Raw genomic sequence first — 15385 nt, 5'->3', positions numbered from 1 at the left:
TGCTGCGACGTGAGGTGATGAACTTGCGCATCCTGCTCACCAACGACGACGGTGTCACATCCGTCGGTCTTTTGACACTCGCAGAAGTTCTTTCCGAAAGACACGACGTTTTGGTCGTGGCGCCGGAATCTGAACAGAGCGCCACGGGTCATGCGATAACCGTGAGGATGCCGATTTGGGTGAAGCGCGTGAAGGTCTTCGAACATATACCCGTGTACGCTACGACGGGAACTCCCGCGGACTGCGTGAAACTCGGAGTGGAAGTCATAGGTGAAAAGAACATAGATTTGGTGATCAGCGGCATAAACTTTGGTTACAACCTCGGCACCGACATCGTTTATTCGGGTACCGTGTCCGGTGCCATAGAGGGTGCACTCCTTGGGATACCTTCCCTCGCTCTGTCAGCTCCTGCCGTCGAAGATTTCGACTACAAAAGAGCGGCGAGGTTCACCATGGATTTCGTCGAAGAATTTGACTTTTCAATCCTCGAAAGGTTCACCGCGTTGAGCTTGAACTTCCCGGCCGGCGAGATCAGAGGCTGGAAGGCGGCCCGTCAGAGCGCAAGGAGATACGCGGACCGGTTCGAGGCAAGGGTCGATCCAATGGGAAACACCTATTACTGGATGTACGGCGATGTCGTGGAGGACGACGAAAGAGCCGATTGTGACTACGTGGTAGTGAGAGAAGGTTACGTCGCCGTCACACCGATAACAGTTTTCATGACACACGAGCGATTGCTCGAGAAGTTGAGGGAGGTAAGCGAAAATGAGAAAGATAAGGCTCCTTGGAGATCCAGTGCTCAGAAAGAAGGCCAAGGAAGTCTCTCAGATAGATGAGAACGTTTTGAGTATCATCAAAGACATGTTCGAAGTCATGTACGCTGAGGACGGCGTCGGTTTGGCCGCCCCACAGGTGGGGGTATCTCTCAGGATAATCGTGATGGACGATGGCACACCGAGGGCCATGATAAATCCTAAGATTGTCTACAAGAGCGAAGAAAAAGTTGTCGGTGAGGAGGGTTGTCTGAGCGTTCCGGAAATCTTTGAAAACGTGGAGCGCAGTAAAGAAGTGATCGTGAAGTACACAGATGAAAACGGAGTCGAACACGAAGAAAAGTTCATCGATTACAGTGCGCGGATTGTTCAACACGAGTACGATCATCTCGATGGGATACTCTTCATCGATCTGATACCTCCAGAGAGAAGGGCTGCGATCCGCGAGAAATTGCTGGACATAGTGAAGCGCTCGGTGCATCAAAGGTGAGACAAATGAGAATACTCTTCCTTGGAACACCGCACTTCGCTGCAAAACACTTAGAAACGCTGCTGAAGGAAGGTTTAGACGTCGTTGCGGTGGTCACGCAGGCCGACAAACCTTTTGGTCGTGGTTTGAGACTGACGCCGAGCCCGGTGAAGGTTCTTGCACAGCAAGCCAAGATACCAGTCTACGAGCAGCTCAAACAGGTCCCCTTTGACGTTCTCAACATAGATATCTGCATTGTCGTCGCGTACGGAAAGATTATTCCCAGGAAATACCTTGACATGTTACCGTTCTACAACGTCCATCCTTCGTTGCTTCCAAAGTATCGGGGAGCTGCGCCGATACAGCGCGCGATAGAGAACGGTGAGGAATCGACCGGGGTGACAATCTTCAAACTGACCGATCAGCTGGATGCGGGTCCAATCGTCATGCAGGAGAGTGTAGAAATAGAAGAGTTCGAAACCTTCGACGAGGTGGAAGCGAAGCTTTTGAACCTCGGCTGTCAGATGTTGGTCGAATTTTTGAAAAATCCATTCTCTCACGATCTCGTTCCGCAAGATGAGTCGCAGGCCAGCTATGCTCCGAAGATCGAGGAGAAGGATCTTCTTGTAGATTTTGCACAACCTGCAGAGCGAGTGAAGGACAAGATAAGGGCTTACGACTCAAGACCAGGAGCGAGGACCTTTTTGAACGGACAGTGTGTTAAGCTCTTCGGGGTCAGGGCGATCGAACCCTGCTCGACAAATGTACCAGGAACGGTGATTCGCATAAACCGAGACGGGGCATTCGTAGCGACCTCTACGGGTCTTGTTCTCATCTCGCACGTTCAATTTCCCGGCAAGAGGAAAATGACGTTCTTTGAAGCCTACAACGGTAGATTGATCAAGATCAATGATAGATTTCACGTTTGACTCCACGGAGAGGGATGGGTGGTCGCGGGCCTGATTGGCTCGAGGAAAGTCCGGACTCCACAGGGCAGGGTGCTGGGTAATACCCAGGAGGAGCGATCCTCGGAAAGGGCCACAGAAACTTCAAACCGCCCGAAGAGGGCAAGGGTGAAAAGGTGAGGTAAGAGCTCACCAGCATCGGGGTGACCCGATGGCTCGGTAACCCCCACCCGGAGCAAGGCCGAGCAGGGGTGGGTGGCCCGCCCATAACCCCGGGTAGGCCGCTTGAGGAGGGCGGAAACGCTCTCCCCAGATAGATGACCACCCTCGACAGAATCCGGCTTACAGTCCCTCTCCGTGATTTTAAAGGAGGAAACGTTGGTGAAACGGTTCATGGCAGTGATCTCGTACGATGGGACAAATTTCTTTGGTTTTCAATCGCAGCCCGGCGTTAGAACCGTGCAGGGCGTCATCGAAACAGCCCTGGAAAGAATATTCAAGTCCAGGACCACAGTTCTGGTCTCAGGAAGAACCGACACCGGAGTGCACGCGATCGGTCAGGCTATCGTGTTTGACAGTCCCATCGATATAGATGAGACGAGTATGAAGAATGCGCTCAACGCTAATCTGCCGGACGATGTGTACGTCAAGAAAGTCGTCGAGGTTGACAAAAATTTTCATCCACGCTTCGAGGCGAAGAGGCGCATATACCATTACTTCATATACAACGCCCCCGAGCCGAACCTGTTCTTGAGAAACTACACCTGGTGGTTCCCCTACAAACTGGACGTCGAAAAAATGCGTCAGGCTGCAAGATATCTTGAAGGAGAACACGACTTCAGAAGCTTTGTCAAAGTGGAAGCTAATGAGAGCACAGTGCGTACCATTTACAGAATCAGGATAATGCGTCTGAGAAACAGGATAATACTGATTCGCGTGGAAGGCCGTTCCTTCGCGCGTAGGATGGTCAGAAACATCGTGGGAGCTCTGGTGAAGGTGGGGACGGGACAGTGGGAGCCAGAGAAGTTGAAAGAGGTGCTCGAGGCCAAAAACAGATCGCTCGCTCCAGCTACCGCACCTGCACATGGCTTGTACTTCTACTCTGTGGAGTTCTGACGGCTTTCGAGGTTGAGAAAATCGATCTGTTCAACACAGAAGTGTACATCGTCCAGGACAGAGGAATCCTGTACTACGTTGGTGAGACGGAGCCGGCGACGGAAGATCTTCTTTTGATAGAGGAATGGATGAGAATTCCAGTCGTCTCACTGCTCTACGATGGCCCAGGCGAGATGAAAACAGCTGTCGAGAATTGCCTTTTTGAAGCGGGTACACTCGTTGGAGTTGGAGATCTTTTCTACGTAAAGGTGAGAAAACAATCGGGTTTGTGTTACATCAGACTCATATACAGGGACTGGCAGTGGGACAATTCTGATCAGCTCTGGAAAGAAGAGGAGTTTGAGAGCAAATTGAGAGAGCGTCTGAAGGAAATGTTTTCTTCTCAACTCGATCGGCCAAAAGTGGGTTATCGCGTCCTTGTTACGGATCGAATCGTCGTTGAAAAGCGCGAGAACCAACCCGTGCCGGTCAAGATCGAGGTGCCAGAGAGAATGGTGACACTCACGGTGGGCAACGAGCAAAAACTCGTCCCAGAAGGCTTCTACAACTTCTACGGCAGGATCTTTTACATCGATGAAGATACCAATCTTTCCACCACGGCGTTCTTCGAGAACGCTCAGATGGTCTACAAAACATCCAAGGGTTACGTCGTGCATAAAGATGGTGCGCTGTTCTTTCCCGATGGCAGAAAAGTGATTTTGGCAGAACCTTTCGACGTTGTGGACGATCACATAATCCCCTGGCGCGTGAACGTGAGATCGGAAGGTTCAAATTTTGCCACGACCGTCGTGGGCCGATTCGGTGATGTACTGGTTCTTTCTTGCGGAATGATCGCTCCGGTAGATCTTTCTTGGTTCATGCGCGTGAGTGGGCCAATAACCGAATGGGCACGGGCCGATCAGAGACTCTACGTGCTCGACATCGCAAGTTATGTGAGAGCCATCGATCTGAAGAATCGACGCACGCTCTGGGAAAGGTTTGTTCCAAACGGTTGGGGTATCGGGGTTTATGGAAATGAAATCTATGTTGGCTCTGGAGAAAGACTTCTTCGCTTCAACGAAAAGGGTGAACTGGTGGAAGAACTACCCTGTCAAGACCTCGGTGTCTCTTCGAAAGGTATAATTACTCTGGCGAAGACCGAGGGAAGGTTCGTCAGAGGCCAGAGCGGCAGCGTTTTGCTCGAAGGTTCTAAGGCCACAGTCTACACTGACCAAACCTTCGAGTTTGAAAATATTCGAAAGGTACGTTTCTTCGACTGGGGGATCGTGCTGGTTGAAGAGTCAGGATGCTGGGTGGTAGAAAAACGTTGAGACTCGACGAATTGATCCTGAAGAGAGGTTTCGCAAGGAGTCGTTCGCAAGCGGCCGATCTGATCAAACTCGGCAGAGTTTTCGTCAACGGCTCGCCCTGCACAAAGCCCGGTAAGTTCGTTGAAGAGAACGCGGACATCTTGATCTCTCAGGAGCGTTTCTACGTGAGCAGAGGGGGAGAAAAGCTCGAGAGCGCGTGGAAGGCTTTCAACATAGATTTCTCTGGCAAGACAGTTTGCGATATCGGTGCCTCGACGGGTGGCTTTACTCACTTTGCACTTTTGCGCGGCGCGGCGAAGGTTTTTGCCGTGGACGTCGGAGAGAACCAATTACACGAATCTTTGAGAGCTGACCCACGTGTGGTTGCGATCGAAAACTTCAACGCTCGATACCTGACAGAAGAGGTCCTCGGAGAGAAAGTCGACATCGTTCTGTGCGACGTTTCTTTCATCTCGCTCAAATTGATACTTCCAGCCATTGACAGAATTCTCAAACCAGAAGGGGAAGCGTTAGTACTTGTGAAACCACAATTCGAAGTCGGCAAGAGCGTCAAGCAGTCTGAATCTGCGCACATTGAGCTCTTGCTGGACATCGCGCGGTGTGCAGAGATGAACCATCTGCATCCCGCTGGACTTGCCGAATGTACGGTGCGAGGTGGGAAGGGTCAGATAGAATACTTTCTCCATCTGAAAAGAAAAGATACGAACAAGCTCGACGTCGAAACGGTCTCAAAGATTGTGGAAGCGTCTTGGACCCGATCGCGGGGCAGGGGTAAGGTATGAGACGATTCTGGTCAGTGTTTCTCGTTTTTCTATGTGTTTTCGCAGTTGCAGACGTGACGTCTTTCGTGCCAAGAGATTACGACTTTTTCGTGCTCCTGAAAGGTAACTCGCTGTATTACGACAAGTTGAGCAGTGTTCCACTGTTTCGATTCATGTTGAAGGACGATAGGATTGCGCTGGAAAGCCTTTTCGTTTCACTGTTGGAGAACACGTGCATCAGTGTCGGAGTGCCCATGAGTTCCGTGTACGAGGCGCTCGAGAACGATATACTATTCGCCGCAAAAGGTACCGAGTTCGCTCTCGAACAGTTCTTCTCACTGGATCTGAACTATTATCTTCAGGTGCTTCGGAACATAGGCAGCAACTCTATCATCGTGATGAAGTCTTCAAAACCCGAGCAATTGCTTCGCCTCATGGCGAAGTTGATGGACCTGAAAATGACAAAGAATGAAAAGATTTGGGTCCTTCACGACACGGACGTTGCGATTTTCGCTTCGGCGCACGAAGGTTATCTGGTAATTTCTGGTAGCCGAACGGCCCTCTTGAAGGCTATAGATGCCTACGATCTGGAACAGTTACAGATGAAAAGTGAAGAACCAGCGGTCAGGGAGTTGTTGAACCAATCTGCTTGGCTGTACGGGTTTTTTAAGAGAGACACGCTGCGCCTCAAAGGACCCTTCGTTTCGACGAACGATGTTGATACAGAGTACGTTACCATCTTGGGTGTTCCAAGCGGTGAGTCTTTGAAGATAGAGGTCCGCCAGCAGCTGAGATCGGCGACGGGCATGGAAAAGTACGTCTCTTCAGCCACGGGTATGCTCGGCATGCCGTTCATTGGGAACTTCGCATTTTCTGCCACCGCGGCGGGCCCAATGGATCTTGCAGATTCACTATCTCAGTGGTTCCAGGGCGCTCAGGACGAGGTGAAAAAGATCTACGAGATCGTCTCCTACATACTCAAATCGAGCACCGGGCGTGTCTACATGACGGGTGATCTGTTCGGGGATCAGATCCGACTGGTCACGATTTTCGAACTGTCTAAGGACCTGGACCTGTCGTTTCTGATCAAGTACGGTGCAAGGTCTTTCGGAAGTGAAATCAGACTGCCCATAATGGATGGTTTCCTGAGTTTCTTCCAGTCCGACAGACGTCTCATCATGACGAACATGAGCAAAGCACAGTACGACACAGTCGCGAACAGAAGACGAGTGAGAGATGACGTGACTTATCAATACATCTCGCGCAACTACGCAGGTCAAGATATACTCAGAGTGTTCGTCGACGTAGGTTCACTTCTGAGAGCCATGCTGGGCATCAACGCGGTTGGCAAATTCTTTTTGACCCAGCAGTTCGACGGTCAATCTTTCGTCTACAGAATGGAGGTCATGTGAGAGATGCTTTTCTTGGATAGAAACAAGATGCTTTTGAAGCGTTACAGAAAGATGGTTGAAAGAGTGAAGCAGAAAGAACAGGCTCTGCTGAAAGCGACGAACGCAGAACTGAGACAACGCGCGTTGCAACTGAAGCAAGCCGAGTTCGACGAATCTCTCATCTACGACGCCTTTGCGCTGGCGAGAATCATCTCCAAGCGCGTTTTGGGCATGTACCCGTTCGATGAACAATTGCTCGGCGCCTTCGCGCTGCACGAAGGTAAAGTGGCGGAGATGAAGACAGGTGAAGGAAAGACCCTCGTCGCAACGATGCCTTTATATTTCAACTCTCTCACGAAAAAGAACGTTCATCTGGTCACCGTGAACGATTATCTCGCTCGCCGTGACGCGCTCTGGATGGGTCCACTGTATCTGTTTCTGGGCCTGCGGGTCGGCGTGATAAACCAGCTCGGAAAATCTTACGAGGTCGTCTGGAAGAACCCTGAGTTGTTCGAGTCGGCGATCGAAGAAAACCTTTCTGTCTGGCCTGAAGACTTCGATGGCGAGTTTCTTAAGGACTCTATGAAGGATCCTCGTGCCGTTCAGGCTTTCGAGGTTCAACTGGTGGAGATCTCCAGAAGACAGGCGTACGAGTGCGACATCACGTACGGAACGAACAACGAGTTCGGCTTCGATTATCTCAGGGACAACCTCGTTTACGATCTCAGCGACAAAGTTCAGAGGGGACACTTCTACGCCATAGTCGACGAGGTCGACAGCATACTCATAGACGAAGCAAGAACGCCTCTGATCATATCTGGCCCTTCCAAAACCGGAGCATCCGTCTACAGACAGTTCGCATCGTTGGCGAAGAAGTTCGTCAAGGACGTGGATTTCACGGTGGACGAGAAGGTCAGGACCGTGGTCCTCACAGAGAAAGGCATCGAGAAGGCCGAAAAATTGATAGGTGTTGAGAATTTGTACAATCCTGCAAATGCGAACCAGTTGTACCACCTGTTGAACGCGCTTAAAGCACTGCATCTGTACAAGAGGGATGTCGATTATGTTGTGATGAACGGTGAGGTTGTCATCGTCGACGAGTTCACCGGAAGACTTTTGTTTGGGAGACGCTACAGTGGAGGTTTGCACCAGGCGATCGAGGCCAAAGAAGGCGTAGCCATAAAAGAAGAATCGATCACCTATGCGACCATAACCTTCCAGAACTACTTCAGAATGTACGAAAAATTGGCGGGCATGACTGGGACCGCCAAGACTGAAGAGGAAGAGTTCAAACAAATTTACAACATGGAAGTTGTCGTCATTCCGACGCACAAGCCCATGATAAGGACAGACCATGACGATGTGATCTACAGAACCCAAGCGGAGAAGTACGCCGCGATAATCAATGACATCGTCGAGCGTCACAAGAAGGGCCAACCCGTGCTCGTTGGGACGACGTCTATAGAGAAGAGCGAATTGCTGAGCAGCATGTTGAAGAAGCTTGGAATACCGCACCAAGTTTTGAACGCGAAGTACCACGAAAAAGAGGCGGAAATCATAGCCAAGGCCGGAGAAAAAGGTGCCGTCACGATCGCAACGAACATGGCCGGTCGTGGAACGGACATAAAGCTCGGTGAAGGCGTCGCAGAGCTCGGGGGACTGTGTGTCATAGGTACAGAAAGGCACGAGAGCCGACGCATCGACAACCAGCTGAGGGGACGCTCGGGTAGACAGGGCGATCCTGGTGAATCGAGGTTCTATCTGTCTCTCGAAGACGATCTACTGAGGATCTTCGGTGCCGAACAGCTCGAAAAGGTCATGAACGTTTTGAAGATAAAACCAGGAGAACCCATCGAACATCCTTTACTCACAAGGCTCGTCGAGATGGTACAGAAGAAGGTCGAGGGCATCAACTTCTCCATAAGAAAACACTTGATGGAAATGGATACCGTGCTGGACGCTCAGAGAAACTACGTCTACTCCCTGAGGGACTGGATTTTACAGGGAAAGAACATAGAAGAGCATCTGGACAGGTTCATGGAAGACTTTGTTGAGAGAAGAATCGAAAGTTATTGCAACGGCAGAGAATGGGACTTAGAGGGATTGAAAGCTTCTTTGCTCGTTCTACCAAGGGGTATAATCAACCTTGACGGAGCAAGGTTCGACTCCTCTGGGGAAGTGAAAGAGTATCTCTTGCAGCAGTTGAAGAAAGCGTACACTGCCAAAAAGGAAGAGATCGGAGAAGAGTACGATAGATTCTTGAGGTTTCTGATCCTGCGCGTTGTGGATGACAACTGGAGACAGTACTTGGAAGAAGTCGACCACGTCAAGGAAGCCGTCAATCTCAGAGCCTACGGTCAGAGAGATCCGATCATCGAGTTCAAGAAAGAGACCTACGCGATGTTCGACGAGATGATGTCCCGCGTGACGGACACGGTGATCGGCCTCATGTTCAGGGTCGTGAAAGTGGACGAAGAAAAAGCACAGCGAGAGGCAAAGAAAGACTTGGCAAACCTCAGGCTCGTTCATGAAGAGTTCAACATCGTTAACAGGGCCGAGCGAAGAAAGGTACAAAAAAACGAGAAAATAAAGCGTTTCAAAATAAAGAGGTGAAAGTATGATCGCTTACGAAACAAAAGTCAAGATAGACGAACTGAGAGACAAGTTCGAGGGTCTGTCCAAACTGGTGGAGCCGGAAAGTTTGAACAGAGAACTTGCGGAACTGGAAAAGGAGCTATCCAACAACGATGTCTGGAAAGATCCAAAGAGAGCTGCGGAAGTTTCCAAGAGAATACAGCACATCAAAGACCTGCTCACGGACTTCGAAAAGATCAAGAAGGGCTTCGAAGACGTCGATGTCGGTCTTGAACTGGCCGAGGAGGACAACGAGATAGCCCAGCATGTGGAACAGATCGTTGTTGAGCTGGAGAAGAACATAAAGCGTTTGGAACTGGAATTGATTTTGAACGATCCTTTGGACATCAACAACGCTTATCTTTCCGTGCACCCGGGTGCCGGGGGTACGGAGTCTCACGACTGGGCACAGATGCTTCTGAGAATGTACATGCGCTGGGCTGAAAGGAAGGGCTTTGGAGTTGAACTGCTCGACTTCCAGCCGGGCGAGGAGGCCGGAGTCAAGAGCGCCACGATCCTGATCAAAGGAGAGTACGCCTACGGTTTGTTGAAGCACGAACGTGGTGTACACAGACTGGTGAGGATATCACCCTTCGACGCATCTCGCAGGCGCCACACGTCTTTCGCATCTGTGAATGTGATACCTGAGATCGAAGACGACATAGAGATCGACATAAGGCCCGAGGACCTGAAGATAGAGACCTTCAGGGCGTCCGGCCACGGTGGTCAGTACGTGAACAAGACCGACTCGGCCGTGAGAATAACACACATTCCAACGGGTATCGTTGTGAGCTGTCAGAGTGAAAGATCTCAGCACCAGAACAAGGCTGTCGCTTTGAAGATGTTGAAGGCGAGACTGTATCAAATGGAACTCGCGAAGAGGAAAGAACAGCTCGAAGAAATTCAGGGAGAGCTCAAAGACATCGCTTGGGGAAATCAGATAAGATCTTACGTGTTGCACCCGTACAAGATGGTCAAAGATCACAGGACCGAAGTCGAAGTTGGCAACGCAGACGCCGTGCTCGATGGCGAACTCGATCCCTTCATAGAGGCCGAATTGCTGTACTTTGCGAAGAAATGACCCATAAACGATTCGCCCCTCGATTCGAGGGGCTTTTTGATACTTCACATTAGTTGGATGAGTTCCTGTTTCTACGAGCTTCTTCGTACTTTCTCCTTTCGAGGGCCATGAAGAATTTGCGATGCTCGAGGAACAGAGCAAAGATTTCCGGATCGAAGGCGTCCGCATCGGACTCCATGATTTTGATTGCGTCCTCTGGAGAATAAGCCTTCCTGTAATATCTATCGGAGGTCAACGCGTCGAAAACGTCGGCGATTTTCACGATTCTGGCCACCAATGGTATCTCGGTTTCTTTCAATCCATCCGGATAACCCTTTCCGTCCCACCGCTCGTGATGGGATCTGATCACCTCATGAGCGAATTTCAAAACGTCGTTCTCTGGATGCTTCATCAAAGATTGGACGAGAATCTGCGAACCGAAGATCGTGTGCTTCTTGACCGTTTCGAATTCTTCAGAGGTCAGTCTATCCGGTTTCTGCAGTATGGATTCGGGTATCAATATCTTTCCTATGTCGTGCAGAACCGCACCCGCCGACAAGCCGTTTATGAAGTCCACGTTCGTCAAGTCTTCCTGCTCGGCGTACAGCTTAGCGAGCAAGCTCGCCAACAGTTGGACGTTTTTCGAATGTCTCCCCGTGTATCGATCCCTCATGTCCAACATCTCAACGAAGGAATCTATCAGGACGTCGAAAGTGATCAGTTTCAATTTTTGGAGACCTGAAGTCACGGAAGCAACGAGTCTCTTAGGACTTATCGGTTTGATCAAGACCTCATCGGCACCGATTTGTAATGCTCGCACAACGTCCTCATCGTCCCCCAGGGATGTGACTACGAAAATGTAGGGATACAGATGCTTGAAGTTTGTTCTCACTTGCCTTATGAGTTCGAAACCGTCCATGTTCGGCATGAGTAGATCGACAAGCAGTATCCTGTAGCTCGCCGGATCCGAGCTGAACGCATGATAAGCTTCGAGTCCATCTTGGCAAGATCTCGCCGTGAACCCGGCGCTCAAGAGCGACTTCTCCAAGTATTTTCTGTAGTAGGCATCGTCTTCAGCGATGAGAACCGACACCATCCCCATCTTTCTTCCTCCTACGTTACGCTCAAGCTCACCACAAGAGAACTGCTCGGTGTATCGAAGATCATCCTGTAGCAAGGAGCCGTGTTCAAAAGCATCTTCGCATTTTTACCGAATACCGCCGTGGGCGGAGTTGTCACGGCATCTGGTGAAATACGGGTCAACATGTTTCCGCACGTCATGTTTGCAAGTTCCAGCAAGGCACTCAGGCCAATCTCCGAAAGCATGTCCACGTTGTAACCGGGCATTAAACAATTCAGGGCATACTTCGCGAACGCTTCGCTGAATTCAAAACCGAGAATCCCCTTCTCTTCTCCTTTCTTGTTCACAAGTCCTATGACGACACACAAAGGGCTGTTGACCAGGTGCAAAGAATCCTTCGAAAGTCTCACTCCTGAAACTTGTACGTTCATGCTCACGAGCACTTGCTTGGCAATGTTTGCAAGTTCATCGATCATTCGTTAAACCTCCTTCAGCGCGATGTTCAGCCTTGAGACGAGACCTTCCGACTCGAAGAGTATGTTGTGGGCATTCATTTTGAAATTGAAGAAAGTCAGGTCCTTTCCGAGAAAGGAACTTGGTGGTGATAGTCTCACATTGGCATCCTTCAAATGATTGTTTATCCGCGTGATGGCATTGCCAGCGACCATGTTGCCAAACTCGCCCACGGCGAGCAACAAGTCATCATCTGAAGGTTGCTCCCCACCCAGAGCTTCGTACACGATCGCGGACAACTCCTTGGGCATGGCTACGATCATTCTACCAGAGATCATGCCGGAGAAACCTACGATCGTGACCGCTCCGGAATACTTGAACGCAGGGCTCATCATCTTTTCTACTCCTTTGATGATCAGTTCCTTGTTGGTCAGATTCTTGTACACGCTGCACATGGACTTGATGAAGCTTTCCAGAACCAACTTTTCGATGCTCTTGTCCATAGATCAAGCCCCCAAGACTTTTCCGAGCGCCTCCAAGAGTTGCTCCGCTTTGAACGGTTTCTGGAGTGAATGCTTTATCCCAAGACTCTGGGCCTGAGAAATTAGAGAATCGTCCCCCATCGCGCTCAGAAGAAGGATTTTGACCCTGCTGTTCCTTTTAAGAATTTCTCTTGCCGCCTCCAGTCCATCCATCACCGGCATCGTCACATCCAAAGTGATGATATCAGGTTCAAGTTTTTGCGCCATTTCCACGGCTTCTTTGCCATTCGAAGCTTCACCAACGACAGAGAATTCACTGTTGCCAGCGAGCGCCTTCTTCACCAAGTTTCTCACCAGTGGTGAATCGTCGACGACGAGCACCTTTTTGCTCATCCTCTCCTCACCCCCACTTTGCGCAGGATTCGGCTCGCTATCTCGTAGGAAGGCAATACTTCGCAAGCTCCACCACGCCTTATCGCTTCCGCTGGCATTCCAAAAACTATGGCTGTTTCTTCCGATTCGGCTATCGTGTAGCCACCGGCTTGTTTTATCTTCACCATCGCGTTGGCACCATCGTCTCCCATACCTGTCATGAGTACACCCACCGTCTTCGGTCCGAAATGCTCGAGGACTGATTCCATCATCACGTCCGCAGAGGGCATGAACATGTGTTTGGGGATTCGAGAGAGCCAGATCTTCAAACCACCGTCAGCCCTGCGGAGCTTCAGGTGGAATCCACCCTTGCCGACGTACACCACTCCGGGTGTGACCTGCATGCCGTCGGACGCTTCCACAACCTTGAGCTGGCAATATTGATCGAGCCTTTCTGCGTACTGAGCTGTGAACGAGGGTGGCATGTGTTGGACGAGGAACACCGCGGCGTTCAAGTCCGCTGGAAGCTGTGGGAGCACATCGTAGATGGTTTTCGGTCCTCCTGTCGATATTCCTATGGCCACCGCGTAGAAATCCACCGAGACAGGAGAAGGTGTCACGATCTTCTTGGAGGTGTCGATCTTCACTTTGCTTTTCGCGGAAGCCAATCTCCGCATCACTTTCGTGCTCCTCGAGGCTTCGTATGCAGCCTTTATCTTGTATATGATCTCGTCCCGTACCGCTCCTATGTTCAAGGAGACCGTGCCACCGGGTTTGGGAACGTAGTCGAACGCGCCAAGTTCCAACGCTTCGAACGCCGTCACTGAACCTTCCTGCGTGAGGGAAGACACCACGACCACCGGTGCTATCTCTTCTTCAACTATGATCTGAAGAGCGGTCAAACCATCCATCTTTGGCATGTTGACGTCCATGGTTATCACGTCAGGTTGCAGTTTGCGTGCCTTCTCAACGGCGTCCTCGCCATCCCTGGCGGTGTCGATCACCACCAGGGATGGGTCGGACTCAATGAGACTCTTGAGCGTCTTCCTCATGAGCGCGGAATCGTCCGCGACCAAGACTCTGATCTTCGGCAAAAAGATCACCTCATTTCAAACGTCTCAACTTCTTCGACTGCTGATCTTCTTTGCCACTCGCTTTCTCAGCCACGTTCGTCACCGTTTGCTTTTCTCTCTCGCTCAGCACCTTGGACATCTGCAACAACAAAACCACCTGTTCACCAATGCGCGCGATCTTCGAGATGAACCTGGCAGACTCGCTTTCAGTCAACGTGTCTGGTAGATCACTTATCGCACTGACCGGGATGCGCCGCACGCCCACCACTGAATCCACGATGAAGGCTATCTTCTTGCCATCGCTTTCAGTGACAACGACACGTTCCATCTGCTTGTTCTTCTCAACGGTGAGCAATCCGAATTTCTTTCTTAGATCCACCACGGGTACGATCTCCCCACGCAAATTCATGAGCCCCTCGAGGTATTCCGGAGCCCTGGGTACTTTTGCGACCGACGTCAATCTGTTTATTTCTCTGATTTCTTCGATTTGAACACCGTAATCCTCACCACCCACGTTGAAAATGACGTACTGCTTCTCTTCCTCGCTCGCCAGCCTTTCGACTGTTTCTTCTTGTTCTTGTTGCCGAGTACCCACAACTCTGTTCGCCAAGAGTTGCTCGTGATCAATCACCAGAATCATTTCATCGTCGTTCTGAATGACTCCGACGAGCTCCTTCGTCTTCTCACGTTCCAGCGTGGGTGGTGGAAGAACCTTCGATTCGTCAATCCTCAGCACTTCCCTTATCCTGTCCACCACGACCCCAACGAGTGAACCTCCCGCTCTGAGTACTATCACCTTCGTGAACTCGTCCGTCTTTGTCGCAGAAAGGTCCAGCAGTCTTCTCATGTCAACGATCGGTAAGACACTCTTCCTCAGTTCTATCAGGCCCATCATGTATTCAGGTGCGCTTGGGATTGGTGTTGGCTCGACGTACCTGATGATCTCCTGCACCCCGGTGATCTTGAATGCGTAGATTCCCCCAGAGAGTTCGAAGGACACCAACTGTGTGTAGTTCTCCGTTTTCGTAACTGTCGTTTCCGTGCTTTTCTCTTGTAATCCACTGGAACTTCGTCCTTCGAACTTCTTCGTACCCTCCTCGAACAGTTCATCGATGTCGAAAAGCAAGCACATTCCAGCGTTAGTTCGCAACACCCTCTTCACGAATTTGCTCTCGGCCATGGCATCCTGTTGTTCACTCTCCGTCGACCTGATGACCTGAGCCGTTCTGTCGACCAGCACACCGAGCGTCTTACCGTCCCGTGTCAGTACAACAACCTTCGACAACGAAGGATCATGTTCTGGCAATCCAAGGAGTTTCCTGAGATTGATTATGGGCAGCACCTCACCTCGGAGGTTCATCACACCTTCGATGTGCGCAGGAGCCAGTGGGATCCGTGTGATCTTACTCGCTTTGACGATCTCCCTGACGTTCGCCACTGAGACGGCGTACGTCTCTTCTCCGAGGATGAAAGTGACGTACTGTTCCAAAGTGGAGGTGCTCATA

The 15385-nt window shown here is 50.7% G+C and carries 15 protein-coding genes and 1 other RNA gene; 10 read left to right on the top strand and 6 right to left on the bottom strand.

Going from position 1 to position 15385, the window contains the following annotated elements; translation table 11 throughout:
- The first annotated feature begins 23 nt into the window (after nt 1-23).
- From surE to prfB, 10 genes are all read left to right on the top strand, one after another.
- A complete protein-coding gene (gene surE, locus AJ81_RS07665) occupies nt 24-836 on the top strand; it encodes a 5'/3'-nucleotidase SurE (RefSeq protein ID WP_051368972.1) in 813 nt (270 codons plus the stop codon).
- Nucleotides 766-1263 carry a peptide deformylase gene (gene def / locus AJ81_RS07660; protein WP_031504155.1) on the top strand — a complete coding sequence of 166 codons (498 nt, stop codon included), beginning with the start codon at nt 766-768 and terminating at the stop codon, nt 1261-1263. The genes surE and def overlap by 71 nt, the downstream gene beginning before the upstream one ends.
- A gap of 5 nt (nt 1264-1268) precedes the next feature.
- The gene (gene fmt, locus AJ81_RS07655; RefSeq protein ID WP_031504157.1) at nt 1269-2171 is read left to right on the top strand and encodes a methionyl-tRNA formyltransferase; all 903 of its coding nucleotides are present in this window, start codon (nt 1269-1271) and stop codon (nt 2169-2171) included.
- A 6-nt stretch (nt 2172-2177) separates the two neighbouring features.
- Nucleotides 2178-2508: RNase P RNA component class A (gene rnpB, locus AJ81_RS07650), an RNA gene on the top strand.
- Nucleotides 2509-2528: 20 nt separating this feature from the next.
- Complete coding sequence (gene truA / locus AJ81_RS07645) at nt 2529-3263, top strand: tRNA pseudouridine(38-40) synthase TruA (RefSeq protein ID WP_031504158.1); 735 nt, start codon at nt 2529-2531, stop codon at nt 3261-3263.
- Entirely contained in the window at nt 3158-4573 is a 1416-nt protein-coding gene (locus AJ81_RS07640; RefSeq protein WP_144316864.1) for a hypothetical protein, read from the top strand. Before truA ends, AJ81_RS07640 begins: the two co-directional genes overlap by 106 nt.
- Entirely contained in the window at nt 4570-5355 is a 786-nt protein-coding gene (locus AJ81_RS07635; protein WP_231845466.1) for a TlyA family RNA methyltransferase, read from the top strand. Before AJ81_RS07640 ends, AJ81_RS07635 begins: the two co-directional genes overlap by 4 nt.
- On the top strand, nt 5352-6746 hold the full coding sequence (locus AJ81_RS07630) for a hypothetical protein (RefSeq protein WP_031504164.1): 1395 nt from the start codon (nt 5352-5354) through the stop codon (nt 6744-6746). Before AJ81_RS07635 ends, AJ81_RS07630 begins: the two co-directional genes overlap by 4 nt.
- A gap of 3 nt (nt 6747-6749) precedes the next feature.
- The gene (gene secA / locus AJ81_RS07625; RefSeq protein WP_031504166.1) at nt 6750-9338 is read left to right on the top strand and encodes a preprotein translocase subunit SecA; all 2589 of its coding nucleotides are present in this window, start codon (nt 6750-6752) and stop codon (nt 9336-9338) included.
- 4 nt (nt 9339-9342) lie between these two features.
- The gene (prfB, locus tag AJ81_RS07620; protein WP_031504167.1) at nt 9343-10440 is read left to right on the top strand and encodes a peptide chain release factor 2; all 1098 of its coding nucleotides are present in this window, start codon (nt 9343-9345) and stop codon (nt 10438-10440) included.
- A 49-nt stretch (nt 10441-10489) separates the two neighbouring features.
- Here prfB and AJ81_RS07615 read toward each other — a convergent pair whose 3' ends face one another.
- Genes AJ81_RS07615 through AJ81_RS07590 form a run of 6 tightly spaced genes read right to left on the bottom strand, consistent with a single transcriptional unit; the run spans nt 10490 to nt 15384 of the window.
- On the bottom strand, nt 10490-11521 hold the full coding sequence (locus AJ81_RS07615) for an HD domain-containing phosphohydrolase (protein WP_031504169.1): 1032 nt from the start codon (nt 11519-11521) through the stop codon (nt 10490-10492).
- A gap of 11 nt (nt 11522-11532) precedes the next feature.
- Nucleotides 11533-11976 (bottom strand): chemotaxis protein CheX, encoded by a 444-nt coding sequence (locus tag AJ81_RS07610; RefSeq protein WP_031504171.1) that lies wholly within the window; start codon nt 11974-11976, stop codon nt 11533-11535.
- Nucleotides 11977-11979: 3 nt separating this feature from the next.
- Complete coding sequence (locus AJ81_RS07605) at nt 11980-12456, bottom strand: chemotaxis protein CheX (protein ID WP_031504173.1); 477 nt, start codon at nt 12454-12456, stop codon at nt 11980-11982.
- A gap of 3 nt (nt 12457-12459) precedes the next feature.
- A complete protein-coding gene (locus AJ81_RS07600; RefSeq protein WP_031504176.1) occupies nt 12460-12828 on the bottom strand; it encodes a response regulator in 369 nt (122 codons plus the stop codon).
- A complete protein-coding gene (locus AJ81_RS07595; RefSeq protein ID WP_031504178.1) occupies nt 12825-13901 on the bottom strand; it encodes a protein-glutamate methylesterase/protein-glutamine glutaminase in 1077 nt (358 codons plus the stop codon). The genes AJ81_RS07600 and AJ81_RS07595 overlap by 4 nt, the downstream gene beginning before the upstream one ends.
- A gap of 10 nt (nt 13902-13911) precedes the next feature.
- Entirely contained in the window at nt 13912-15384 is a 1473-nt protein-coding gene (locus tag AJ81_RS07590) for a chemotaxis protein CheW (RefSeq protein WP_031504180.1), read from the bottom strand.
- Nucleotide 15385 lies beyond the last annotated feature (1 nt).

The sequence above is a fragment of the Pseudothermotoga hypogea DSM 11164 = NBRC 106472 genome (assembly GCF_000816145.1).
GTDB classification, from domain to species: domain Bacteria; phylum Thermotogota; class Thermotogae; order Thermotogales; family DSM-5069; genus Pseudothermotoga_A; species Pseudothermotoga_A hypogea.
This window is presented reverse-complemented; position numbering and strand designations above follow the sequence as displayed.